We start from the raw sequence: 24,447 nt of genomic DNA, 5'->3' as shown, positions 1-24,447 counted from the left end.
CTCTTTCTATTAGCTATCATCTAGACATTTTTTCCATTTTTACGTATTTTATAATGCATAAACAAAAAAAATATATAAACTTTAATCTATTAGTTAACAATTCTGTACATGTTTCGTATGAAAAAATATATATTTTATAATTAAATATCAAAAAAAAAGAAACAATAAATTATAAATAATAAAAATAAAGAGGTGTTTTTATGATAAAAAATAACATTTCAAGATTTTTAACTATTTCATTTTCAACAATTATGATTTTTGCATTAATTGGATTTTTAATTAGAAAGCAATATGATTTTATCTTGAATTGGATACCCATATATAGTAATTATCTACTTTTTATTTATTTGGAAAATAAAAAGAAAATAATAATAAAAAATTATATAAAAGTATTAGTAACTATAACAGCCATACTACATATTTTATTTGGTCAATACTTTAACCTTTATCAAAGCAATAATTGGTTTGATAAAGGCTTACATGTATTTGGAACTTTTTCATTCACTTTGTTCTGTTATTCACTTTTAAATTTAAGTATTGAGTTTTTTTCTAAATCTAAAATATTCAATTTTATTCTTTTGCTATCAATAGGAACTACAATTGGAGTTTTTTTAGAAAATTTAGAGTTCATCTTAGATATTATATGTAAAACTAAAAATCAACACAGTCTATTAGATACTAATCTAGATTTGATATTTAATATATTTGGAGCTGCATTGGCTGGTATTTTGTGTACATTTAGGGAAATATGATATTTCTATAAAAATTATAGATCAAATATGATAAAATAATCTTTATAGAACTATGTGATACAGGAGGTAAAATATAGGGTGAAATATAAATTGGAGGTATATTATGTTTAATTCTATCAAAACGAAATTAATATCAGTAATAGTACTTTTTTCAATACTACCACTTTTTATAGTACAAATTAGTTTAAATATGGGTATAAGTAGCAATGTTAATAAAAGTATTTTTATGGTTATGGGTATATGGATAATAATAGGGTCTATATTTTCAAGTATAGTTTATAGTTACTTTATAAAAAGAGTACATAATATTGGAAAATTAATGGAAAAATGTGAAAATGGAGATTTAACTGTTAGATCAAATATTCAAACGAAAGATGTAATTGGATTTTTATCAAATAGCTTCAATAATATGATTTCAAAAATATCAGATACTATAAGTGATGTAGATAAAACTTCTATAAGTATGTCAGAATCTGTAGAATCTATAAAAAATTCATCAAGTACTACTATAGACATAGCAAAAGAAGTTTCACAAGCTATAGAAGATATAGCAAATGGAGCTACTTCTCAAGCTGCCCATTCATCGAACACAATCGATTTAAGTAATGATATGAATGTTATGATGAATGAGGTTAATAATGTAATAAACGAAAGTAGAGATTATTCTAAAGCAGCTTTAGATAACAGCAAAAAAGGTATACTAGTTGTAGATAAGTTAGAAAAAAAATCAAACGAAACTGAAAATGCTTCAAAAGAAGTATCAAATTTAGCATATAACTTAAATGAAAAAATGGGTCTTATTTCAAATATATCTGACTCTATCAAAAAAATAGCAGATCAAACAAATTTACTTTCATTAAATGCAAATATCGAGGCTTCTCGTGCTGGAGAAGCTGGAAGAGGGTTTGCTGTAGTTGCTGATGAAATAAGAAAACTAGCTTTAGAAACATCAAACTCTTCTGAAGAAATACATAACTTAATTAGTAAAATACAAGAAGAAACAGAGGCTACAACTACTAAAGTAGATGAAATAAATACTATAATAGCACAACAAAATACAGCAGTAAAAGGTGCTAGAAATGTATTTAATAGAATAATCGATTTTGTTGAGAATTCAAATGAAAAAATAGAAAATCTATATAAAGTAAATCATAATTTAGAAAATAAAATAAATGAAGTTATAGCTTCAATAAATCAAATTGCATTAGTTGCTGAGCAATCTGCCGCTTCATCTCAAGAAGTTAGTGCATCAAGTCAAACACAACTTAACACTATAGAAGAACTTACTTCTCAAATAGAAATGCTAGATACTCTTGCTAATAATGTTAAATTATCTATGCATTCATTTAAATTATAATTTAAGATTTTATGTAAAAAGCCCTAATACTGATTTTTATCAGTATTAGGGCTTTTTTAGTTTACTCTACAATCATATCAGGTTCTTTTCTTTTTTTTGTACCTTGTTCATATGAATAAGCTGCTTTTATTAATTTCTCTTCTTCAAACTTGGATGCAACCAAAGTTATCCCTAATGGTTCTCCACTTTCTCTATATCCTGCTGGTACTGTAATAGCTGGATATCCTGCTGGAGCATAAACACCAGAAATATAATTACTTAATGTTAATAATACCTCTATATCATTATCCTTTAGTACTTTATCTATGGCCTCACCCGATACTTTTCTATTGTTTTCAATTTCTTTTTTTATTTCCTCATCAGTAAAATTCTTTTCTTGCGCCATCTCTATTAAACCTTGTCCATATGCAGCCCTATTTTCTAAATCTTCTTTATTGAATTTTACTACATCTTCTATAGTTTTAATATCATTTGATCCTATATTTTTAAGATATTGATTTACATCATTTTTATATCCATGTAAAAGTACATTCATATAATTAATATTAAAAGCTTCATCGCCTAATTCAACTTCTTTAACCTCAGCTCCTAAATTTTTTAAATCCTGTACTACCTTATCTAATATTTCCTTGTCTTCATTTCTATACCTACCAACTACACCCTCATCTACTACCAGACCTATTTTCATTCCTTTTAATCCATCTTTCTCTAAGAACTTAGTGTAATCAATATTTTCATACTCTTTAGCCTTTTCAGTTTCAACATCATTAATATCATATCCAACTAATTCATTAAATAATATAGTAGCATCTTTAACACTTTTACCTATAGTACCTGCTGTATCCTGTGCCTCAGCTATAGGTATTATTCTATCTCTACTCAAAAGTCCTAATGATGGTTTTATTCCTACAACTGAGTTTTGGCTTGATGGATATATCATAGACCCTGCTGTTTCTGAACCTACTGAAATTGGTGTTAAATTAGCTGCTACTGATGCTGCCGACCCTGAACTTGATCCACCAACATCAAATTTTCCATATGGATTATGAGTTTGACCTCCAAGTGCTGAATATCCATTTGATGAATCAAAAGACATAAAGTTAGCCCACTCACTTAAATTAGCTTTTCCTAAAATAATTCCGTTTGACTTTCTTATCTTACTTACAATAAACGCATCCTTATCTGACTTAGAATTTTCTAAAGCCTTCGCTCCAGCTGTATTGTGCATTTTATCTTTAGTTCCTATATTGTCTTTTAATAATACAGGTATCCCAAAGAGCTTTCCATTTATATTCCCCTTATCTAATTCTTTATCCAATGCTCTAGCTATTTCTATACTATCTGGATTTAATTCTATTATCGTATTTAATTTATTATCGTATTTTTGTATTCTTTTAAGGTAAAAACAAGTAACTTCTTCCACTGAATAAACTTTATTTTCAAATCCCTCTTGTATTTGTGCAACGTCACTATCTAACAATAGTTTTTCTAACTCTTTATATCTTTCATCACTAATTTTTCCCATATATTTTTCAAATGGTGAAAAATCCAAAGTTTTTTTACTAGATGTTTTAACTTCTTCTATATATTGTTTTTGAACCTGAGCTTCTATTTGAGTATCAGGCATAATCGCTTTTAATTTGTAATATATGAACCCTCCAACTCCTAATGCCCCTATTAATATTATTGCTAACATAACTATTAAAACCTTCTTCCAGATTTTCATACTAAATCCTCCACATTATTGTATTTACAATTTATTCTATAAGCATAGTATAACCATGTATGTGTTTTAAATTATATATACAGCATCTTATATTTTCAATGGAGTTTAGATTTTTTTAATGTAAATTTAAGATTAGTCAAATTTATACTACTTTTAAATTTTCACAAATAAAACCTTCCTCAACTTAGATTTAACTATGTTAAGAAAGGTTAATAATTACAATAAATCTATAATTGTTCCACTATCAGTTTTTATGATTGGAAGATGAGGAGCTTCAATATAATTTGTAAATCCTACAATCTCTCCTTTTAATTCATTGTTTATAACTATTTTTTCTCCTATTTTGAAAAAATTACTTCTGTGAATAAATATACTTAAAATATCAGGATCAAATTGCTTTCCTTTATTTTTCCACAATATTTGTATAGCTTCACTTGGCAGCATTCCATCATTATATAAATAGCCACCAACCATTACATCATAAGCTTGACATATAGAAAGAATTCGTCCAAGCAAACTTATATTTTTACCTTCTTTTCCTTTTGGTAATCCATTTCCATTATAATATTCATGTCTATCTAAAACTCCGTAGATAATTGAATTTTTTCTAAGTAATGGTATATTTAAAGAAACCTTCATAAAAACTTCAATTTGCCTAATCAATACTTTAACTTCACTTTGAGGGTTCTTTAAGTATTTTTCGAACACATCTTTTTCAATTTCAGTATAACCTACATCTGAAAATAAAGCTGCTAGTCCTAGATCTATAAGTTCATCATCACTTAATTCAAGAGTTAAACCAATCATCAATGCCATAGAAGCAGTGTTTATACTATGTAAAAATAATATATCCTTATATTCTTTTAAACCTTGTATTAACTCTTTCAAACTATCATCATTTACTATTTTATTTAGCAGTTTTAGTTTTATAAACTTTGCTCTTTTCTGCAATTTAGTTGATTCTAATTTTGTTTCAAATGAAGTAAATAGTGATTTATTATAAAAAAGTTTTAAGTTGTTATTTGCTATTCGAGTAGTTGATTCATTAAGTAACGAATCCAAATGTGTTGGAAATACAAGATTTTTATTATATTGAGATATTATATCTCTCAAATCATTTATGAACTCATTTTCACGAAACTCTTTATTATCAATAAAAATTTTAAACTGATCTGATGAAGGTGATACTAATACTGAAATATCGTCAGCATCATGCTTCTTAATCTTTCTAATTAAATCTAAAGACAATATCTTATAACTATCTATTAACATAAGCCCATCCATTCTATATACTGGATGTAAAATAATATCTCCTGGAACAAGATCTTTTATCTGTTTTTTTATATAATTATCCAAAAAATCTCCCCCTCTTTCTGTGAATTCATAGAAAATTCTTTATATTTATCATTTCGACATATTTACTTATCTTCCTTCAATATTTATGTAAATATTTAGATTTTGAAAATACTTGAACTTTCAAGTAAAAACCATTATAATTAAATTACTTGAACTTTCAAGTATATTTTTCATACAAAATAATTAAAATAGTATTTATACAAATGAAAAAGGGGGCGTCTATATTGAACTTTAAAATAAAAAAATTTAGTGAATTAACACCTGATGAATTATATGAAATATTAAGAATAAGAAATGAAGTCTTTATTATAGAGCAAACTTGTATTTTTCAAGATTGTGATGAAAAAGACCAAAAATCATACCATCTATTTTGTATAGATAATGGAAAAATTATTGCTTACTTAAGAATTTTAGAAAAAGGAGTTTCTTACAGTGAAATTTCTATAGGAAGAGTTCTAGTAGATAAAAAACATCGTGGAAAAGGATTAGCAAGAGATATATTATTAAAAGCTATAGATTTTATAGAGAACAATTTAAATGAAAAAGAAATTAGAATTTCAGCACAAAACTATTTAGTTGACTTTTATAAATCTTTAGGATTTTCAACCGCTTCAGATATGTACCTAGAAGATGGTATCCCTCATATAGATATGTTTTATAACAACACTATAAATTAAGATAAAATTTATTTGGAGGAAATATGGATTATTTAACAATGCGTGAAATAGGTATGATTGCAAGATGCTCTAATACAATCAGTGATATTGAATTTAGAGAATTAAAGTTAGAAAAAGGACAATACATTTTTGTTGTAAGAGTATGCGAAAATCCAGGTATTAACCAAGAAGAGTTATCAAATATGACCAAAGTTGATAGAACTACCGTCGCTAAAGCAATTAAGAAACTAGTAGAAAAAAATTATATTGAAAAAGTTTCTAACGAAAGTGACCGTAGATCATGGAAATTATATCCTACAAAAAAGGCATTTCAAGCTTATGATTTTCTTATAGAAGAAGAACAATATACAACTAAAATAGCTTTAACAGGTTTTGATGATAAAGAAAAATCATTAATTTTCAACTTGCTACACCGAATGAGGTTAAATATTGAAGATGACTGGAAGCTTGTAAAACGTGGAGAACAGCGAAGTTATTTAAAGAATAAAAAAAATAATAAATAAACTATATTTTAAATTAAAAGGCTTGAAAATATTAATTTTCAAGCCAAAGTACATTGTATTTTCTATTTTGTGTTAATTTTATGAGATTGTTTAAATTCCTATAGTTTAAACTTAGAAACACTAGACTGCATCTCTTCTGCTAGTTTAGCCAATGTTTCACTAGCATTGCTAATTTGATTCATAGAAGCAGTTTGTTCTTCAACAGATGCAGAAACTTCCTCTGTTCCTGCTGCATTTTCATCAGAGATAGCTGAAAGATTATCTATAATTTGGATAATCTGATCTTTTTTAGCTTCCATTTCGTTACCTGATTCATTTATAAGATTTAATACTTTTTTCATATTTTCAATAGAGGTTGCAATTCCTTCAAATTTTTGATTAGTCACCTCTACAATATTTGCTTGTGACTCTACAATTTTACCTACTTCGTTCATAGTATTAACTGCATGTACTGTTTTGCTTATAAGATCCTGAATAACAGTTGCTATTTCATCTGTAAAGGCATTAGATTGCTCTGCTAATTTTCTTATTTCATCAGCTACCACTGCAAAACCTTTTCCTGATTCTCCCGCTCTTGCTGCCTCTATAGCTGCATTAAGTGCTAATAAATTGGTTTGGTCAGCTATACTCTTAATCATCTGACTTGCTTTTTCAATTTTTTCTGCACTATCATTAGTATTTATGATTATGTCATTTACATCTTTAGCTGCTTTATTATTAATCTTTGTATTTTCTACTAAATCATTTAAGGCTTTTAGTCCTTCATCCTTCAATGTACTTACTTCATCAGCCGAAGCATTTAAGTTTATTACATGTTTTTGATCTTTTTCTATTAGCTTTCCTAGCTGATTAATATGCACTGCACCATCTTCTGTATTCTTAGCTTGTTCGCTTGCTCCATGTGCTATTTCTTCTATTGTTCGAGCTACTTCATGTGCAGCTATTGATGATTGTTCACTTGTGGCGTTTAGTTCTTCTGATGAGGATGACACTTGTTCAGATTTATCTGATATATCCTTAATTATATGAACAAGATTTGTCTGCATTATTAGTAAAGAATTTGCAATTAATCCTATCTCATCTTTGCGTTTTAAATATGTAAAAGCCTTTGACTCTTTATCAACTGTTAAATTATATTTTGATAACTGATCTATAATTTGAGATAGTATCTTGATAGGATCTGCAATCATACCACTTGCAAAATAAGTAATAACTATACCTACTAAAATAATAATTATAGTTATAACACCTAGACCATCTCTTAATCTATTAACTCCCGCTAAAACTTCATCTTTTTCTACAGCTACGGCTATAACCCAAGGACTATCTTTGATTGGAGCAAATCCCATCATTCTTACTTTTCCTTCATATAGATATTTATCTACTCCTGATTCACCTTTAATCATGCGTTCTTCTATAATTTTAGCAAATTCTCCTAGATCAGGGTTATCTTTTGCATCTTCAATAGGGTTAGATCTTTTAATAACTAACTCTGTATCTTTATGTCCTGTAATTATTCCTTCTCTATTAATTATATATGCATATCCATGTTCCCCATATTTGATGTCCTTTACAATTTGGCTTAAAGCCAAACCATCTCTCCATCCATAAAATACCCCTATAGTTTCACCATTTTGCTTTACAGGTGTTGCAAATATAAGAATCGCTCCATCACCTAATTTGCTAACTATTATGTCTGAAAAAGATGTTTTTCCAGATAATGCATCTTTATAATATTTTCTATCCTTAATATTTATCATAGTTTTACTATAGTCAAACATTATAGCTTGTCCTTTAGTATCTGCAAACGCAAACCTAGTATATCCAGTTCTCTTAGCTTCTTCTTCTAAAAAGTTTACTTTTGCTTCCCATGAAACATCTTGGCTGGTTATAATTGGATTTTGTGCAATAGTTTCTATATATAGTTTTTGAGTATTAATACGAGCTTGAACATATTTACTTCCCTCAATAGCAGTATTTAATAGTGTTTCTTCATTTTTTGTAAGAAGTGCTTTTGAAGAATTTCTTATAGCTAGAACACCTAATAATCCTGATGATATCAATAGTATTAATGTAAAAATAGTAATCAACCTGATTTTTATAGATTTCATACTTGATTTTCCTCCTCTTGATTATTTCTAATGAAGATATTTTATTTGTAAAACTATGCAAATTTATGTATTTTATTGTAACGCGCGTTTGTTAATTATATATTTACTTCAAAATATTTGCAATAATATTTTCCCAAAATTTGTTTAAATAGTACTTTAAAACTATATATTGCTTTTGATTACAAAATAAAATGCGTTGAAGAGAAAATTTATATCTTCTCAATCAACGCATTAACTATATATCAATATTTTTTCAAATGCGATTTTCTACTCTATTTTTATATACTCAGAAACTGCATCTTTAATTGTATCAGTATAATTTTCTGGAGTTCCATCTTTGCTAATATTATTTTTGTTTTCTTTCTGTGATCTTATTAAAATATCAGTAGCTGCTGCCTTAACATCTGTTATACGATACTTAAATACATTTGCATATTCAAAATTTGGATCAAGCTTTTCTTTCTTGATTCTCTCTGCGTCTTTTGAGTAATCAAGAAATTTATTAGTGTCTTCAACTAGCAAATTATATTTTTCTTTAAATTTATCAACATCCAAATCCGATACGTTTTCACAAGTAATACCTTGATCGTTAAGTTCAGTCTCCAAATCCTTAGCTCTTAATATAACGCTCAAAGCATAATATCTTATCATATAATCATTTTTCTTAAAGTTTTCTAAATCCTTATTACTTTTTTTCAAAAAAGCACTCTCAAATTCAGATGAGAATTTTTTAGCTAAAGGTTTGACTTCATTATATTGTAAACATATTTTCTTATGTAATGATTTACCTTTAACAAAATCATCATCCATATAAGATTTCAATTTATAATATGAATCAGCTTCATCTATCAAATCTATCAGTTCTTTTAACTTTGGATCCAATTCTTTTACACATTTATCAATTTTGTCAAGAGAAGGATTCTTTGAAGCATATTTTAAGTTTTCCTCTAACTCTTTCTTATTTAATTGCAAAAGAATACCATTTTGAAGATTAGAATTTTTATCAACTTTAATTTCCTCAGTATCTCCAAACTTATCAAAATAATAGTCCAAAGATTTTTCTAAATTTCGTGTAATAAAATTATTTAGAGAAATATAAGCAGTATATTTTTGGTTTTCTAAAGACTCTGAGTCATTTGATATAGAGTTCTTTTTTTCAGATATTTCTTCATTGATATTGTTATATGCATCTTCAATAGATCCACACGAAGTCAATAAACTACAAACAATTGTGAATATCATTATAATGAAAAGATTTCTTTTTATCACAAAGTTTACCTCCTAATATGGAAATTATATTAATTCATATTGTTATAAGAATTAATTACAGAAGAAAGTTTTGTGTTAAAAGTGTTTAAAGGAGCATTTCTTCCTCCAGTTGTTACTTTTCCTTTTGTGTCACTATTTATACTTGTATCCTTTGTCTTTAAAATTTCCATAATGTCTGTAGCTGTAACCTTCATTCTTTCAACATCACTCTCGAAGTTTCCTATAAATGGATTAGCTTCTAAACCTTCTTTTTTTAATCTTTCATCATCCTTTGAATACTCCATAAACTTATTAATATCTTCTGTTAACAGATCATATTTTTCTTTATATTTATTAACATCAAAATCTAGAATATTGCTATCATTAACTTTCGCTTCATAAAATGCCATTTGTATATCTTGTGCTCTCATTACAATACTCATAGCATGATATCTTATCATATAATCACTTTTCTTTAAACTCTCTAAATCTTCCTTATTTTTTTGTTCTGTTATAACACTAAGCTCAGAGAAAAATGTTTCAGCTAAGGCAACATATTCATTATATTGAGTGTATATTTTTTTATGTAATTCTTTTCCCTTAGCAAAATCATCATCTACAAAAGATTTTGTACTATAATAATTTTGTATTTCATTTAAAGTGTTCATCAATTCTTTAAGTTTTGGACATAAAGCCTTTACAGAATCATCTGCAGCACCAAAAGAAGGCTTCTTTGAAGCATATTCAATACATGCTTCTACGTCATCTTTATGACCTTGTAGAATAGGCATTGTTTGAAAACTATCAAAATTTTTGTCAATTTTAATTTGCTCTTCAATTCCAAACTCTTTAAAGTACATAGTTAGACCTTGATCTAACCATCCAGTCATATAATTACTTAAAGTTATATAAGAATTGTACTTTTCAGTATCAATTTTTGAACTAGATCCTTGTAAAGTGTCAGAAACACTACAAGCACTTAAAAGAGTACACATAATCACACAAATCAAAATATATGATACATTTTTTTTAAACATAATATTTCCTCCTTTTATATCTCAATCTAATTAAATTTTTAATTTTTTAGACTTTTATTACATTTAAATATTTATTTCTTCTTTCTTAGCTTTTCTAATAAACAAAGTAGCTTTAACAGCCTTTATACTCATGTACACCATAAGCACTGTTAAATACACATTTTGACCCCCTTGTGCTAGTCCTATTTTACTCATTACTGTAGCTACTAAAGCGCCTAAACTAACCAATAATATTAAAATAGAAGACACAATGTTTTTGAATTTTCTTAACAGCAAAGCTATTACAATAATTATAAGAGAATCTATAATAGCATAATAATTTTGAAGTAATACAACCAACAATACTATTTGTATTATTGCCAATCCTATAAAAGAGCCTGAAACATTATTTATTATTTTTGTAGCATCCTCTATGGTTTCTATTTTTTTAGACATAGCTATACCTTCCTTTCTTATTTTTATTAGATAACAATTATTTTAAATTTCACTTTTTTTGATATAATCAGTACTGAAATATATTTTTTTACATTTTCTTACATGGTAATCTATAATTCACTATACCTCAATGGGTCTTTTTTACTGTTTTTGAAAAACATTACAATGCAATTAGTACAATCTTACTAATTTTTAAATACATCAATTTTTATATTCATAATAGATCTAAATACTTATACATATACAGATATAGATGTACTATATAAAAAAACTCCAGCCCTTAGGCTAGAGTTTTAGATGGGAATATTAAAATAACTTCTGTTCCCTTTTGAAATTCACTTTTTATTTGAAGTTGACCATTATGAAGTTGCATTATTTTTTCTGAAATAGAGAGCCCCAGTCCACTTCCTCCTTTTGACTTATCTACAACATAAAACTTCTCTTTTACTCTTTTTATATCTTCTTGACAGATTCCTATTCCATTATCCTTTATTGATAATATAATTTTAGAATCCGATCTTTTTAATCCTATTTTTATTTTAGAATCTTTTGATGAATACTTAAGTGAATTATCTATTAGATTTATAAGTACTTGTTTGATTCTATTTTTATCTATATCCAAATCTATATTTTCATCTAATTCACTACTAAAATCTATATTGTATTTTTTTATCCTAGGCATAAATATATTTATAGATTCTTCTATAAGTAACTTTAAATTGGTGTTATCTTTGTTTAAGCTTATCTTATCTATTTCAAACTTTGAAAAATCCAAAAGCTCTTCTACAAGTTTTTTTAATCTTAAAGTTTCATTTTGTATTGTTATAACCTGAGAATTTAGATCTTGTTTTGATATGTTTTCTTGCATTACAAGAAGCTCTGTCCAACCTATTATAGCTGTAAGTGGAGTCTTTATATCATGGGTTATTGACGATATGAACTCATTTTTAAGTTTTTGATTTTCTTTTATCTGAGATGCCATATGGTTTAATGTACTCGCAAGTTGTGAGAGTTCATCATTTGACTTTATTTCAATTTTTTGATCAAAATCTCCCTTTGCCATTTTTTGAGCTTTCAAAGACATCTCTTTTAAAGATTTTATTATAGTCTTTATAAATATCATGCTCATAAAAAACGATAGTGACAACAGAAGTAACAATATTGCAAAACTTTGAGCATATTTTTTTATTAAGAATGAATCTATATTTCTTAAACTTGTTGAGTACCTTACAACTCCAATTATTTGATTTTCAAAATAGATAGGAGAAGATGCTGCAATTATTTTTTCATTTGTAGTTTTCTTTCTCCCCTTATAAATTCCAAGTTTTCCATTTAGGGCATCTATATAATCCTTAGTATCTAGTTTTGTGTCTTCATTCACTATCATAGATGAGTCTATTATGTTTCCATCTGTATCTAAGACCTCTATTAACAGCTTATCTTTATATTCAAAGTCTTCTACTATTTTTTTTGCAAGACCTTTATTCATAATAAGATTGTCATCTAAGTATTTATTGTAAAAATTCGTATATGCTATTAATCTATTTGATACATTTTCTTTCGCCCAATCATAGTAGTAGTCTTTCAAAAAAAACATATAGAACCCCTGAATAAAAATACAAATTATAACAATAGTAAATATATAATTTTTTATCCATTTCTTTTTAAGACCACTATTTATAAACCTTTCCATTGATAACCTCTTCCTCTTATGGTTTTAATATACTTTTCAGAATCTAAATCTAGCTTTTTTCGTATTCTAAGTATGTTTACATCTACAGTTTTATAACTTCCAATATAAGAACTTCCCCATATTTTATCTAACATATAATCTCTGGTTATGGTCTTTCCTTTATTTTGAACTAAAAGACTTACGACTTCAAATTCAGTATTTGTAAGTTTTATATCTTTAGAATCCTTAATCACAATTTTTTCATCTAAAAGAATTTTTAAATCTCCATCATTTATTTCTCTCTCTATTTGTTTTGAAGTCTTATTTTTCATTATAGAAACCTTACGATAAAGTGAGTTGGCTCTTGCTATAAGTTCTTTAGGACTAAAGGGCTTTACTATATAATCATCCGCTCCAAATGTAAGCCCATTTATCTTGTCTTCTTCTTGTGATTTTGCTGTTAACATTATTATTCCTGTTGTGTCATCTATTTCTCTTATCTTTTGACATACAGTAAATCCATCTATTCCTGGAAGCATAACATCTAGTATTATCATATCTATTCCATTTTCTGATTTGAATATTTCAAGGCCTTCTATTCCATCTTTTGCACATAGGGTAGTGCATCCACTTATTTGGAAGCTCTTTTCTATAAATTCACGTATCGCTTTTTCATCTTCTACTATCAGTATTTTTTTCATAATAACTCCCCTTAAATACAGTTTAGAATATAGAATTTGTAATTAAATTGCTCATTCTTTCTTTAATTTGATTTATATTAAGTTGAAATTTCTTTGCATTTTGAGATTTTAGTTCATTATTTATTTTAACATAATAGATATTCTTGTTATCTATTTTAAGTTTTTGATATCCTAGATCTTCAAATTTCTTTGCATTCTTAGGAGCTACGTATTGAATTTCAAATAATAGTTCTTTATTAGACTCATCTTCGTAAAAAAACTTTACAAAAATTTGGTCAGAATCATAATTATTTTTTTCGATTTTTACATTTTCTTTCCATCCTTTTTCCATTATGAAGCTCATATTCATAGGATAGTTTTCGTAAGTGTCCAAAACATGAACTAGTCCATCTTTTCCATCCCATTTAAACCACTCGGTAATCCAAACTACAAATGCCATGGCTTCATTTTCATATCCCTTCGATTGAGTAGGTATAGATATTTCAACTACTCCATCTTTATCTATATCGTACGAAGGTGTCGGTCCTGGCTTAAAAGTTTTCTCCGTAAATCCACCTTTTTGATCATAAAACACATTATGCATTTTACCGTCTTTTAAAACTATAAGATCTGTAAAACCTGCATTTCCAGTTGCTATATCCATGAAAATACCTTTTTGATTTAGTTTTGCATTACCAAACATAACACTTTGTGGACCAAAAGCAAAATCTTCGATTCTGCAGGTATCAACTATATTCATCTTGCCGTCTTTTAATTCATATCTTTCGAGTCTTGTATTAGGATTGTCCATATTTTCTCTTTCTTCATTAAACACATAAAGCTCATTTATCGTATCATCATCAAGATCACCCAAAAACCAAGTTCTAACCTTATCTTCTTTTATAGTGTCTATCTTTGAACCATCAAACTCATATACACCAAATCCTATATCATAGCTACTTTCAGGTTGCCATGATATATATATTTCTTCTTTTTTATTATTATCTATATCATCAAAACTGACTTTTTCTATTTCTTTTCCTACACCATCTATTCCCTCATAGATTTCCAGTTTCCCATTTATGTCTTTTAATATTACTCCTTTTAGTTTATTATCTTTAGGATTTCTAAAAAATACTATTGCCTCTTGTTTTGAATCTCCATCAAGGTCTCTGAAGTTTATTGGACTTAACTCTTGAGTTGAAGGGGGAGTTATAAGACTTATATCCTTACCGAATTTTTCCTCTATTTTCTTTTGTATATTATCTGCTTTAACCGAAGCTTTTGGAGGTGTAATCATTTCATCAGCAGATACCTTAGCACATCCAACCACTAGTGAAGAAGATAGTATTATAATTAAAAACAAATTTATCGATTTAGAAAATTTCATTCATATCAACCTTTCTATTTAGAATAATTTTTAATAGTCTTTTGTTATGATTATATAATACTATTTATTTGAAATTTCAGGGTAACATTTTAGTAACAATTAAAAATACCGCCTATCTTATTACAAATAGGCGGTATTTATATAATTCTTTTTATATTCCCTTAGGTAAATCAATTGCACTTACTGGACATGCATAATAACAATTTCCACATTCATCACAAAGTTTCGGATTAATAACAAAAGGTGTACCTTCGCTTATTGCATAAAAAGGACATACCTTTTTACACTTTCCACACTCTATGCAACTTTCAGTGATTATACATCCTGCTTCATTAACAGTATCTTTACCAAAAGCAAAACGTACACGATTCATTTTGTTCTCTTTTCCACTCAAATCAAAAACCTCGCCCTTTCCATTTGAAAGGTAAAAAACTGAAAAACTATCATTTTCATTTCTCGTAGGAAACAACTTTTCTAATTCAGGATTTTTATCAAATAGCTTTTCAATCAATCTGATGTCAATTTCATGAACATCTCCAACTAATCTTACTTGTACATACTCTTTATTCATACCTGTTACAGCTACTTTTTTTTCTCTCTTTAATTGTCTATAAAACGGCTTAGTCTTACCTGTTAAAAAATAAATCCCACCATCATCATAGTCCATTATATCAATTATTCTTGACTGTGGTATTCCATCTTTAACAGTTGATATTACTACTGATTTCACATCTCTAAGAATTTCAAAAGCTTTTTTCATTTTGCATATCTCCAATTCACTTTTATTTTTTAGGTACTCAATTGAATAATAAAATTTATTTCATCCCCATATGTTCTAATTCCATATAAATTTTATCCATATCCATCTTGTTTTTTAAAATATTATCATATATCTGACCCATAGCAGCTTCATCTAAAGAAGCTTTAAAACCTTTTAGTCCAAAGAACTCTCTAACAAAATTCGAAGCTGGATTAAAAATCAATTCTTCCCTTGTTCCTATTTGTTCAATCTTTCCTTGATTCAATAATATAATTTTAGATCCAAGTTTTAGCGCCTCTTCTATATCATGAGTTACAAGTAGAATAGTCTTATTTAAACGTTTATGAATCTCTATAAGCTCATCTTGAAGTGAAGTCCTTGCAATTTCATCTACTGCTCCAAATGGTTCATCCATTAAAATAATATCTGGATCAGCTGCCAATGCTCTTGCAACTCCAACTCTTTGTCTTTGACCTCCACTTAATTCTCTAGGATATCTTGACAAATAATCTTCTTCTAAACCTACTAGGCTAATAAGTTCTTTAGCTCTATTTTTTCTAACATTTTTACTCACCTTTAAAAGCGAAAGTACATAAGCAATATTCTCCTCTACTGTTAAATGAGGAAATAATCCAATCTGTTGAATAACATAACCAATGCTTCTACGAAGCTCTATCGTATCCCATTGGTTGATATCCTTACCCTTAATTTTTATAACACCTGCATCTGGTATAATTAACTTGTTCACCATCTTAATGAGTGTAGTTTTTCCACATCCAGAAGGTCCAAGTATTGTAATAAGCTCACCTTCATCAATTTCCAAATTGATTTTATCAATTACTTTAGAACTGGACTTATAAGACTTCTCTACATCAATAAATTCAATTAATGACATTACTTCAATCCTTTCTTTTCTAAAAATTCTCTAGCAACTTGCTTAGGATCTTTCTTCTCAATTTCAACTAAGTAATTCATTTCAATCATCTCTTCATTACTAATTAGTCCAGTCATCATCTCTAATATCTCTTCTAATTGAGGATACTCTTTCAATGTTTCTTCTCTAACTAACGTAGCTGCAAAATACGATGGGAAAAAGTTTTTATCATCTTGTAAGACAACCAAACCTTTCTCTTTTAATCTACCATCTGTTGAAAAGACATTAATTACATCTACTTGATCCGTTGATATAGCTTGATATTTAAGTCCTATATCCAGTTCCTTCTTATTATCAAACTTAAAACCATAAATTTCTGAAAGTCCTGGATATCCATCTTCTCTCTCATAAAAATCATATTCTGCTCCTAGAGTTAAATTATCACTCTTTAAAGCTAAATCAGAATAAGTTTTAATATTTAATTTATCTGCTAACTCTTTCTTTATTGCAAGCCCAAAAGTATCATTAAAACCATAAAGTCCTGTCCATTTGATACCATATTGCTCTTCATATGCTTTTTTTACTGATTTATATAATTCTTCAGAGTTGTTGATGAGTTCTTGTTTCAATACAAACATCCAACCTGTACCTGTATATTCTGGGTAAATATCAATTTCGCCTTTTTCCATGGCAGGCTGTATATTTGACGTTCCCCCTCCAATTCCTAATTTTAGTTCCACTTTTATGTCAGTATTTTCTTCTATCAGTAATTTCAACATTTCTGCTATTACATACTGTTCTGTCATAGGTTTACTGGCAATTACCACTTTTTTTTCTTCCTTATTACAACCTATAATAGAAAACATAAGTAAAAATATAAGTGTGAAAGCAATCATTTTTTTAAACATTATTTGTATCCCTCCATCTTTTCATTTCCTAATATTTTTCTTGTCATAATATTTTCTGTTTTTTGCAAAATAAGATCTGTTATTATTGCCAATGCAGCAACTAACAAGCTACCTGCCATAGTCATAGTAGGAAAATTTGTGCTTATTCCACGCCAAATAGCTACTCCTAATCCACCTGCACCAATAAAAGATGCAATACCACATAATGCAATTGTCATGATAACCATAGTACGAAATCCCGTAAAAATTACTGGCAATGCTAATGGCAATTGAATTCTAAATAATAGTTCTCTTTTTGTAGTTCCCATTCCAATTGCTGATTCTATAACTTGTTTATCTACTTGCATGATGCCAACATAAGTATTTCTGATAACTGGCACTATACCGTAAATTGATAAAGCAATAATCGCACTTTTATTTCCTATCCCAGTGAAAGTTACTAACACTCCAAATAACGCAATCGATGGAATAGTATAAAGAAAGTTTGTAACTCCAAAAATAATATTTGCTAATACTTTGTTTCTGGTCATAGCAATACCCAAAGTCAAACCTAATACAGCTATAATAATTACCGAAATAGATGTTAAAATAATGTGCTCCATAATAAGCTGCGAAAAAAAGTCCCATCGTTCTATATATATATTGAATATATCCTTAATCAAAATATAATTCTCCTTTCTTTTTTACTTCGATATCGAAGTATCTATCCTAAAAAAAACTTAGACATCTAAGTATATGTGTAAATAAAAATTTCATGAGTAACAAATAAAAAATTAATTTTATTTATATACTCACGAAATTTTTATAAACTAATTCTAAACCTTTTTTGAAAGATTCAATCTGTTCTTCAGACATACCTGAGTATTGAATTTCATATAACATTTCAGATATCTCAATAAAATCTTTCTTCATTATTTTTCCTTTAGTTGTCAAATATACTATTGCCGATCTACTATCTTCTTCATTAATCCTTGAACTTAAGTAACCCTCTTTCTCTAGTTTTTTTATTAAAGTTGTTACTGTTGACCTCTCTTTATTAATCTTATTTGAGATTTCTGTTTTCGTCATCTCACCATGAAAAATTAAAGCAGACAAAATATCTCCATGTGAAGGAGCTAATCCTGAATGTCCTCTTTTTTCAAGCTCTTTGACAATTAGATTATTTGATACATATTTAATTTTTGATATTCTTGAAATTGTATTATCTACTCTCATACCCAAATTATACTTCGATATCGAAGTAATGTCAATGTGAATTTTATATTTCAATCTATTTACCATCATTATCTCATCAGCGTAAACAATAAATACATATCGAATTATTTTTATTTTTTATTGACAAACGATAAATATTTATATATTATAATATCCATAGTGATAGACATATTTAAATACATTCGGAATGTAAAATTAATAAAACTACAACAATTTAATATTCTATATCACATAGTTTTTAAAAATTTGACTTAATTAACGAGGAGGAATTTTAATGAAAAAAAATATTTTAATTTTAATACCATTTATTCTAGGGTTAGGTTGTTTTATCTCCTATAACATCATCGGGTCTGAAGTTGCTCCAGATGGCACTCTTATTGAACCATTTTTTTTAATCCCAATGAGTTATTTATTCATGCTTATTGGTATTATCGCAAGTATAGTTTCATTATTTTGCAAATATAAAAACTCTCATAAATCTAAGGAAATTTAAAAATTTGCTCCAAGATTATAATAAAGAGCAAAGACTTTAGTTATAAAGCCTTTGCTCTTTATATATAATTTCTATCTATTATAATAAAAACCGTTATTACTTATCTTACTGTTTACCGTACATCATGTAACCACTTAAATCAACACTATTAATCACTTTATGCATTTCTTCTTCATTCACTCCTGTGAAAATCAAGCTATATACTATATTGTTAATATCTGTCGTAGCAATAATTCCTTCATCTTCCTTTAATATTGAATATTTAGTACCAGATGGCGTCTTATATTCACCTTCATGTACTGTATCGGTTACAGTTACAATTGTACTGTCTTCAGGTTGCTTTTGTGTTATTATTGACACTTCAAATAATCGATTCTTTTTTTCTTTTGACATATAGCTAATATATATATTGTGATTATTATCAAATGAATTCTGAACCAATATATCTTTTTTCATTTCAAAATCTTGTGGAACATATGAAGGCAAAGTAATTTTTATCCCTATACTTTCTTCAACTTCTTTTATGTTAGCAAATTTATTTAGTTCATTCTCCTCAGTTGTACCTTGTGTAGATGGTGAATTATAATCATCTTCTGCTTCCTTTGCCATACTTGCAGCTTCCTCTTCACTTATATTTTGATTTGTTCTTATTTCAACTGTTGTTTCTTGATTGTAAAATTTGAAATTTTTAAATAGGTCTGTTCCATAAACTACTGTTACACCTATAGTTAACACTATACAAGCTACTAATATCACTGATTTTTTTACGCTTCTTCTCATACTCCCATATCCTTTCTTATTTTGTTCTATAATCCTTTTTGCAAAGATTTTACTATCCTCTATTGAATAAGGTAATGGTTTTTCTTCAGATAATTTTTCAAGTTGTTTTTCAATTTCAAGGATATCCATCTGATCAATAGCCTTATCAAGTTCACTATTTATACTTTCAAATCTTGGAGTGTTTTTTAAATTATCTTTCATTAAATACCTCCTTTTGATTAGGATTGAGCTCACATCCAATCACTTAATATATGTCATCAATACTCCTCTGTAACAAATTTTTCTTTAGCTACATGGTGTGTTATTTTTTTTATTTCTCTCCTCAATCTCATATATCTCATGCGTAAGCTTGTTTCATTGACATTGAGTATTTTAGATATTTCTTTATAAGTCTTATTTTCAATATAATATAGTTTATAAAGTCGCTGTTTATCTTCTGAAAGCATTAATAATACGTTATCTACATACTTACTTTCATCAATTTCACTATCATAAATCATTATCATTTTTTCATATAAGTCCGACTCTTTACTTCCTATTTCCATATTAATTGAGGTTTCCTTTGAATTCTTTTTAATGGTTTTTCTCTTAAAATTAGCAGCTAGAAATTTTGCTGTCTGATAAATAAATCCACCTATATTTTCATGATTTTGCAATTCATCTATACGATTGTAGACTATAACAAATACTTCTTGAGTAATATCTTTAGCATCTTCTATATTTCCTATGGAGTAATATAGATATTTTAAAATTTTCGAATGATATCTTTCACATAATGTAATAAAAAACTTATCCAGAACAGCTCCCCCCTCTCTATTTTGTTTATGTCCACATTTGCTTATTGTAACATCTATTGTAAAAAAAAGTTTAACAAAAATTCGTCTACTCGCTAACGCGGTGACTCATGTCGCCAACGACCCTTACAGGCTCCGTTGCTTAAAAATAGTTGCAAGTATCTCTTTCTTAACCAGTTATCAACAAAACAAAAATTATGTAGTTACGCTAAGCATAAAAAAGAGCAGAGACTTTAGTTATAAAGTCTCTGCTCTTAATATATAATTTTTATCTATTAATCTAATACCTAAAAAACTCAGTTATCTGTATTTTCTATATTGTTTTATGCTATAGAAGTTAGGTCAAGTTCAATACTGTCATCTTCTCTAAAAATCAAAAATGCTATTAATTCTTCAATATACTCTTTTTTATAGCGTTTCATAATTTTATTATCCTGTGTTATGTACATACCTTCTTGTAAAAACTTGAATCGTTCATTTTCATCAGAATAAATAATCATATTTTCAAAATTAAATAATTTTATTATTTCTTTAACTTTTAAATTATACTTTTCAATGTACTGATTGGTTTGTTCATTTTTTTCTATATTATCTAAATTAACCATTACTATAATTCCCCCTTTTGAACAATTAAGTTCTTATAGTAATATTATTGACCTTATTTAGATTGTAATATACTTAAATATTTATTAAAACTTATCTTAACTTTATACTGTTCAACTATTATTTAACTGGTATATCAATAACCTCATTCACCGTTTTTTTATATTTTATTCTTTCGATTTTTAATTCTAATTTTTCTCCTGTACCTACAAATTTTAGTGTTCTAGTATGAGTTATAACTCCATCTCTTTTCTTTTCATTGTTATTAGAAATAGTATTTTGAAGTTCTACTTTTTTACCATCTATCATAAGAAAAATTCTTGACAGAACTACATGATCCTCTGTTGTAATAGTTACAAAGGTCTCCTTATCACTTTCATAAACTTTATTTATTATAATATTTTGATCCTGAATATTAATAGTTTTAATATTATCTCCCACAACAATATCAACGATTTTATCTTCATCATAATCAGCTATTAAGCCTATAACCTTTATTTTAAGATCATCTAAATGTTTTGGTAATGGCTCAAATTCATAGTCAAATTTGATACCATCAAAGTTCGTACTCATACCTTTGCCTTGCCACTGTAACTCTTTCCCATTAGCAATTAACTTCAATTCTAAACTTTCTGGTCTAATTCTATTGTCACTTACCTGGTCCAAAGCTAATTGGAAAATATTCTGTATGCTTCCTTTAATGACTGTAGAAGTTTCTGATGCTTGAATTGAATCAAATTTTATTTTCCTATCATTTAACTTCACACTTTTATTTATCCTACTTTTCAAAGTACAACCCATGGCTTTGCTTCTGTCTAAAGTGAAGGTAATTTCTCCTCTTTTCGTTTTACCACCTTCAACAATACCAAATTCCCACTTAAACTCTTTCTGAAAAAATTTAGGTGCATCAAAACTTATTATCCATTTCATTTCTGTTTTTTCATCATTCATAATCCCCTGACCTCCCTTCTCATGAAGGGTTCCCATAAAACCATCTATTGACATGATCGATTCTATTCCATTTTCACCGATATTGCCTTCATCGAATTTTTCAGTATAAAATAGCAATAATTGATTATCATCTACCATAACCGCATCTAATGTTACACTTATACCATTTTCAAAGGTAAAGCTCTTCCCAATAACTTGCCCTTTTCCTATTTCATTTAATTCTTTTAATGTACTGTTCATAACTGGATCAAATCCAGTAATTTTCTTGCTAAAGTAAGCTAGCGTATCAAAATTGTAACTTATCAATATTATTAATATTAATATAGACGCAACCTTAAATATCCATTTATTATTGCTTTTACTTTTCTTTTCCTGGTTTTCTAAAGCTCCTCTTAATCTATCTTCTAACTCATCTGGTAATACTAAGTTATCTATTTTCTCTTTATTATTTTTTAATAATTCTTCTATTTCTCTCATAAGTTTTCACCTCCTAAACTTACTTTTAATTTCTTGAGTCCATTTGATATACGAGATTTTACCGTACCCGTTGGTATTTTTAGAACCTGTGATATAGTTTTATAATCCATATCCAAGTAATAACGAAGTTTAATTACTTCTCTATGTTTTTCATTGAGTTTTGACAAATGTTCTTCAAGTATAATTCCGGTCTCTTTACTATGAAAATTTTCTTCATAAGCCTCTTCCTTTGTATTTTCTAATAAAACTACTTTATTATTTTTCCTTAAAAGATTCTTACAACAATTAACTAAAATTTTCTTACTCCAACTATAAAAAGCTTTTTCCTTTTTTAATTTATGAATATTTTGATATAAAACTACAATCATATCTTCCATAGCATCCATAGTATCTTCACTATTTTTCATATATACATAAGCAATTTTATAGTAATCTTGCTTTTTATCCATTATAAGCTTAACTAAAGCATTTTTATCTCCTTTTTTTGCTTTTTTTACTAACGATTCTGTATCCAAATTATCACCACCATTCCTCATTTCAAAGTCCATAATTGAAGTTTTTCATAATTTTAAAGTATGAATTACATATATAAGAGTATTATAATCCTTAAAAGGTTCATTACTATACTTTTTTTAGGCAAAAAAATCCCTCCTAATAGAAGTATTGAATCTATACATCTACTAAAAGGAATTCAGACCAAAGCAACGTTGTGCTACTTCTTAACTTGTTAAGAAGTAGCTATCATGCCATCAAAGAAATATTTTTTATTCAATATTTTGTCCTCTATTTAATCGGAATATAAATATCCATCTCGGATTGCTCATTATCCCGTCCCAAAAATCGTTTATCATACAATTCAAAATCCGCTCTTTCATCAAGAACTTCTTTTGTAATCAAAACCCAAGTTCCCCATATATATTCATAGGTTTTAAGAATTTCACTAAGCAGCCCTCTGTGAGTAAATACCGCATATTTCCCAGCAGGTATTGTTTTAGCTACAATGCCATCGGGCAGATTATCATAACAGGTAACTTCCATACCAATCACTTCTGAAAAATCCATATCGTAATTTAATGTATGAGTTTCCTGCAACTGCTCACATATCCCAAATGTTCGTTTTGAATGATGCTTGTTAGGTATTATATCTACTACATCTTCAAATCTCTGCCATAGAGAATAAATATCATTTATTGAAGATACCCCATGAATACCTGCCACATAAATATCATCAATATATTTAATTTCAGGCTGAACAGTAATGCTTGTGGTAATGTGTTTTAACAAATCCATACTGATTTCTTTCTTATTACCAATAAAAACCTCCAATCGGTTATTGCGATATTCTTTAGGACTTACCCTATATACAGCTTTAAATGCCCTGCTGAATGCTTCTGGTGAGTCAAACCCGTTCTCTAATGCGATGCTGATAATTTTCTTGTCACTGTATAGAAGTTGCTTTGCCCCATTAGAAAGACGACGTTTTTGAATATAATTTCCGATATTCTCTCCCAGCAGAGATTGGAAGATACGTGTAAGATGATAGTAGGAATATCCAGCTTCCTTTGCTACATCACTCACATTAATATCCTCACCAAGATGATTTTCAATATAAATAATTGCCCTTTCAAATGTGTTTAGATATTCCATA

At 27.8% G+C, this 24,447-nt stretch carries 25 protein-coding genes; 5 read left to right on the top strand and 20 right to left on the bottom strand.

Features of this window, described 5'->3' with window-relative positions:
* The first annotated feature begins 200 nt into the window (after window positions 1-200).
* Window positions 201-752 carry a DUF2238 domain-containing protein gene (locus tag P4S50_RS02350; protein WP_277732900.1) on the top strand — a complete coding sequence of 184 codons (552 nt, stop codon included), beginning with the start codon at window positions 201-203 and terminating at the stop codon, window positions 750-752.
* A gap of 103 nt (window positions 753-855) precedes the next feature.
* Window positions 856-2,109, top strand: coding sequence for a methyl-accepting chemotaxis protein (locus tag P4S50_RS02345; RefSeq protein ID WP_277732899.1), 1,254 nt, complete (start codon window positions 856-858; stop codon window positions 2,107-2,109).
* A gap of 61 nt (window positions 2,110-2,170) precedes the next feature.
* On the opposite strand, the gene P4S50_RS02340 is transcribed toward P4S50_RS02345, so the two are convergent.
* Entirely contained in the window at window positions 2,171-3,835 is a 1,665-nt protein-coding gene (locus tag P4S50_RS02340; RefSeq protein WP_277732898.1) for an amidase family protein, read from the bottom strand.
* 216 nt (window positions 3,836-4,051) lie between these two features.
* Window positions 4,052-5,191 carry an HD-GYP domain-containing protein gene (locus P4S50_RS02335; RefSeq protein ID WP_277732897.1) on the bottom strand — a complete coding sequence of 380 codons (1,140 nt, stop codon included), beginning with the start codon at window positions 5,189-5,191 and terminating at the stop codon, window positions 4,052-4,054.
* Between the two features lie 224 nt (window positions 5,192-5,415).
* On the opposite strand from P4S50_RS02335, the gene P4S50_RS02330 reads away from it, so the two are divergent.
* Together P4S50_RS02330 and P4S50_RS02325 are read left to right on the top strand one after the other, a co-directional pair.
* Window positions 5,416-5,868 carry a GNAT family N-acetyltransferase gene (locus P4S50_RS02330; protein WP_277732896.1) on the top strand — a complete coding sequence of 151 codons (453 nt, stop codon included), beginning with the start codon at window positions 5,416-5,418 and terminating at the stop codon, window positions 5,866-5,868.
* A 23-nt stretch (window positions 5,869-5,891) separates the two neighbouring features.
* Window positions 5,892-6,371 (top strand): MarR family winged helix-turn-helix transcriptional regulator, encoded by a 480-nt coding sequence (locus P4S50_RS02325; protein WP_277732895.1) that lies wholly within the window; start codon window positions 5,892-5,894, stop codon window positions 6,369-6,371.
* Window positions 6,372-6,469: 98 nt separating this feature from the next.
* Here P4S50_RS02325 and P4S50_RS02320 read toward each other — a convergent pair whose 3' ends face one another.
* The 12 genes from P4S50_RS02320 to P4S50_RS02265 form a co-directional block, all read right to left on the bottom strand.
* Window positions 6,470-8,482, bottom strand: coding sequence for a methyl-accepting chemotaxis protein (locus tag P4S50_RS02320; protein WP_277732894.1), 2,013 nt, complete (start codon window positions 8,480-8,482; stop codon window positions 6,470-6,472).
* A gap of 267 nt (window positions 8,483-8,749) precedes the next feature.
* Complete coding sequence (locus tag P4S50_RS02315) at window positions 8,750-9,751, bottom strand: YiiG family protein (protein WP_277732893.1); 1,002 nt, start codon at window positions 9,749-9,751, stop codon at window positions 8,750-8,752.
* Window positions 9,752-9,780: 29 nt separating this feature from the next.
* Entirely contained in the window at window positions 9,781-10,767 is a 987-nt protein-coding gene (locus P4S50_RS02310; RefSeq protein WP_277732892.1) for a YiiG family protein, read from the bottom strand.
* Between the two features lie 63 nt (window positions 10,768-10,830).
* Window positions 10,831-11,202 (bottom strand): hypothetical protein, encoded by a 372-nt coding sequence (locus P4S50_RS02305; RefSeq protein ID WP_277732891.1) that lies wholly within the window; start codon window positions 11,200-11,202, stop codon window positions 10,831-10,833.
* A gap of 280 nt (window positions 11,203-11,482) precedes the next feature.
* On the bottom strand, window positions 11,483-12,895 hold the full coding sequence (locus tag P4S50_RS02300; RefSeq protein WP_277732890.1) for a sensor histidine kinase: 1,413 nt from the start codon (window positions 12,893-12,895) through the stop codon (window positions 11,483-11,485).
* On the bottom strand, window positions 12,880-13,575 hold the full coding sequence (locus P4S50_RS02295; RefSeq protein WP_277732889.1) for a response regulator transcription factor: 696 nt from the start codon (window positions 13,573-13,575) through the stop codon (window positions 12,880-12,882). The genes P4S50_RS02300 and P4S50_RS02295 overlap by 16 nt, the downstream gene beginning before the upstream one ends.
* Window positions 13,576-13,597: 22 nt before the next feature.
* Window positions 13,598-14,944 carry a hypothetical protein gene (locus P4S50_RS02290; protein WP_277732888.1) on the bottom strand — a complete coding sequence of 449 codons (1,347 nt, stop codon included), beginning with the start codon at window positions 14,942-14,944 and terminating at the stop codon, window positions 13,598-13,600.
* Between the two features lie 151 nt (window positions 14,945-15,095).
* Window positions 15,096-15,704: a 4Fe-4S binding protein gene (locus tag P4S50_RS02285; protein ID WP_277732887.1), complete on the bottom strand. Its 609-nt coding sequence runs from the start codon at window positions 15,702-15,704 to the stop codon at window positions 15,096-15,098.
* 55 nt (window positions 15,705-15,759) lie between these two features.
* Window positions 15,760-16,599, bottom strand: coding sequence for an ABC transporter ATP-binding protein (locus P4S50_RS02280; protein WP_277732886.1), 840 nt, complete (start codon window positions 16,597-16,599; stop codon window positions 15,760-15,762).
* Window positions 16,599-17,486: a glycine betaine ABC transporter substrate-binding protein gene (locus P4S50_RS02275; protein WP_277732885.1), complete on the bottom strand. Its 888-nt coding sequence runs from the start codon at window positions 17,484-17,486 to the stop codon at window positions 16,599-16,601. The genes P4S50_RS02280 and P4S50_RS02275 overlap by 1 nt, the downstream gene beginning before the upstream one ends.
* Entirely contained in the window at window positions 17,486-18,148 is a 663-nt protein-coding gene (locus tag P4S50_RS02270) for an ABC transporter permease (RefSeq protein WP_277732884.1), read from the bottom strand. Before P4S50_RS02270 ends, P4S50_RS02275 begins: the two co-directional genes overlap by 1 nt.
* 121 nt (window positions 18,149-18,269) lie before the next feature.
* Window positions 18,270-18,767 carry a MarR family winged helix-turn-helix transcriptional regulator gene (locus P4S50_RS02265; RefSeq protein ID WP_277732883.1) on the bottom strand — a complete coding sequence of 166 codons (498 nt, stop codon included), beginning with the start codon at window positions 18,765-18,767 and terminating at the stop codon, window positions 18,270-18,272.
* 208 nt (window positions 18,768-18,975) lie between these two features.
* Between P4S50_RS02265 and P4S50_RS02260 the strand changes: the two genes are divergently transcribed.
* Window positions 18,976-19,194, top strand: a complete 219-nt coding sequence (locus P4S50_RS02260) for a DUF3955 domain-containing protein (protein ID WP_277732882.1) — start codon at window positions 18,976-18,978, stop codon at window positions 19,192-19,194.
* A gap of 105 nt (window positions 19,195-19,299) precedes the next feature.
* Here the strand turns inward: P4S50_RS02260 and P4S50_RS02255 are convergent, their stop codons facing one another.
* The 6 genes from P4S50_RS02255 to P4S50_RS02230 all read right to left on the bottom strand — a co-directional run bounded on the left by P4S50_RS02255 (window position 19,300) and on the right by P4S50_RS02230 (window position 24,446).
* Entirely contained in the window at window positions 19,300-20,175 is an 876-nt protein-coding gene (locus P4S50_RS02255) for a hypothetical protein (RefSeq protein ID WP_277732881.1), read from the bottom strand.
* 56 nt (window positions 20,176-20,231) lie between these two features.
* Window positions 20,232-20,756 carry an RNA polymerase sigma factor gene (locus P4S50_RS02250; RefSeq protein ID WP_277734653.1) on the bottom strand — a complete coding sequence of 175 codons (525 nt, stop codon included), beginning with the start codon at window positions 20,754-20,756 and terminating at the stop codon, window positions 20,232-20,234.
* A 335-nt stretch (window positions 20,757-21,091) separates the two neighbouring features.
* A complete protein-coding gene (locus P4S50_RS02245; protein ID WP_277732880.1) occupies window positions 21,092-21,373 on the bottom strand; it encodes a hypothetical protein in 282 nt (93 codons plus the stop codon).
* Between the two features lie 118 nt (window positions 21,374-21,491).
* Window positions 21,492-22,799 carry a DUF4179 domain-containing protein gene (locus P4S50_RS02240; protein ID WP_277732879.1) on the bottom strand — a complete coding sequence of 436 codons (1,308 nt, stop codon included), beginning with the start codon at window positions 22,797-22,799 and terminating at the stop codon, window positions 21,492-21,494.
* Window positions 22,796-23,314, bottom strand: coding sequence for an RNA polymerase sigma factor (locus tag P4S50_RS02235; RefSeq protein ID WP_277732878.1), 519 nt, complete (start codon window positions 23,312-23,314; stop codon window positions 22,796-22,798). The genes P4S50_RS02240 and P4S50_RS02235 overlap by 4 nt, the downstream gene beginning before the upstream one ends.
* A 268-nt stretch (window positions 23,315-23,582) precedes the next feature.
* Window positions 23,583-24,446 carry an AraC family transcriptional regulator gene (locus P4S50_RS02230; RefSeq protein WP_277732877.1) on the bottom strand — a complete coding sequence of 288 codons (864 nt, stop codon included), beginning with the start codon at window positions 24,444-24,446 and terminating at the stop codon, window positions 23,583-23,585.
* Window position 24,447 lies beyond the last annotated feature (1 nt).

It is taken from the genome of Tepidibacter hydrothermalis, from assembly GCF_029542625.1.
Classification (GTDB): Bacteria; Bacillota; Clostridia; order Peptostreptococcales; family Peptostreptococcaceae; genus Tepidibacter_A; species Tepidibacter_A hydrothermalis.
The sequence above is the reverse complement of the archived record's forward strand: the minus strand, read 5'-3'. Positions and strand labels throughout refer to the sequence as shown.

Coding starts and splice junctions, on each gene's coding strand:
- P4S50_RS02245 (WP_277732880.1), bottom strand. CDS start 21,373: ATGGTTAATTTAGATAATATAGAAAAAAATGAACAAACCAATCAGTAC.
- P4S50_RS02230 (WP_277732877.1), bottom strand. CDS start 24,446: ATGGAATATCTAAACACATTTGAAAGGGCAATTATTTATATTGAAAAT.
- P4S50_RS02345 (WP_277732899.1), top strand. CDS start 856: ATGTTTAATTCTATCAAAACGAAATTAATATCAGTAATAGTACTTTTT.
- P4S50_RS02300 (WP_277732890.1), bottom strand. CDS start 12,895: ATGGAAAGGTTTATAAATAGTGGTCTTAAAAAGAAATGGATAAAAAAT.
- P4S50_RS02290 (WP_277732888.1), bottom strand. CDS start 14,944: ATGAAATTTTCTAAATCGATAAATTTGTTTTTAATTATAATACTATCT.
- P4S50_RS02275 (WP_277732885.1), bottom strand. CDS start 17,486: ATGTTTAAAAAAATGATTGCTTTCACACTTATATTTTTACTTATGTTT.
- P4S50_RS02340 (WP_277732898.1), bottom strand. CDS start 3,835: ATGAAAATCTGGAAGAAGGTTTTAATAGTTATGTTAGCAATAATATTA.
- P4S50_RS02320 (WP_277732894.1), bottom strand. CDS start 8,482: ATGAAATCTATAAAAATCAGGTTGATTACTATTTTTACATTAATACTA.
- P4S50_RS02260 (WP_277732882.1), top strand. CDS start 18,976: ATGAAAAAAAATATTTTAATTTTAATACCATTTATTCTAGGGTTAGGT.
- P4S50_RS02295 (WP_277732889.1), bottom strand. CDS start 13,575: ATGAAAAAAATACTGATAGTAGAAGATGAAAAAGCGATACGTGAATTT.
- P4S50_RS02265 (WP_277732883.1), bottom strand. CDS start 18,767: ATGGTAAATAGATTGAAATATAAAATTCACATTGACATTACTTCGATA.
- P4S50_RS02305 (WP_277732891.1), bottom strand. CDS start 11,202: ATGTCTAAAAAAATAGAAACCATAGAGGATGCTACAAAAATAATAAAT.
- P4S50_RS02240 (WP_277732879.1), bottom strand. CDS start 22,799: ATGAGAGAAATAGAAGAATTATTAAAAAATAATAAAGAGAAAATAGAT.
- P4S50_RS02285 (WP_277732887.1), bottom strand. CDS start 15,704: ATGAAAAAAGCTTTTGAAATTCTTAGAGATGTGAAATCAGTAGTAATA.
- P4S50_RS02255 (WP_277732881.1), bottom strand. CDS start 20,175: ATGAAAGATAATTTAAAAAACACTCCAAGATTTGAAAGTATAAATAGT.
- P4S50_RS02280 (WP_277732886.1), bottom strand. CDS start 16,599: ATGTCATTAATTGAATTTATTGATGTAGAGAAGTCTTATAAGTCCAGT.
- P4S50_RS02350 (WP_277732900.1), top strand. CDS start 201: ATGATAAAAAATAACATTTCAAGATTTTTAACTATTTCATTTTCAACA.
- P4S50_RS02325 (WP_277732895.1), top strand. CDS start 5,892: ATGGATTATTTAACAATGCGTGAAATAGGTATGATTGCAAGATGCTCT.
- P4S50_RS02310 (WP_277732892.1), bottom strand. CDS start 10,767: ATGTTTAAAAAAAATGTATCATATATTTTGATTTGTGTGATTATGTGT.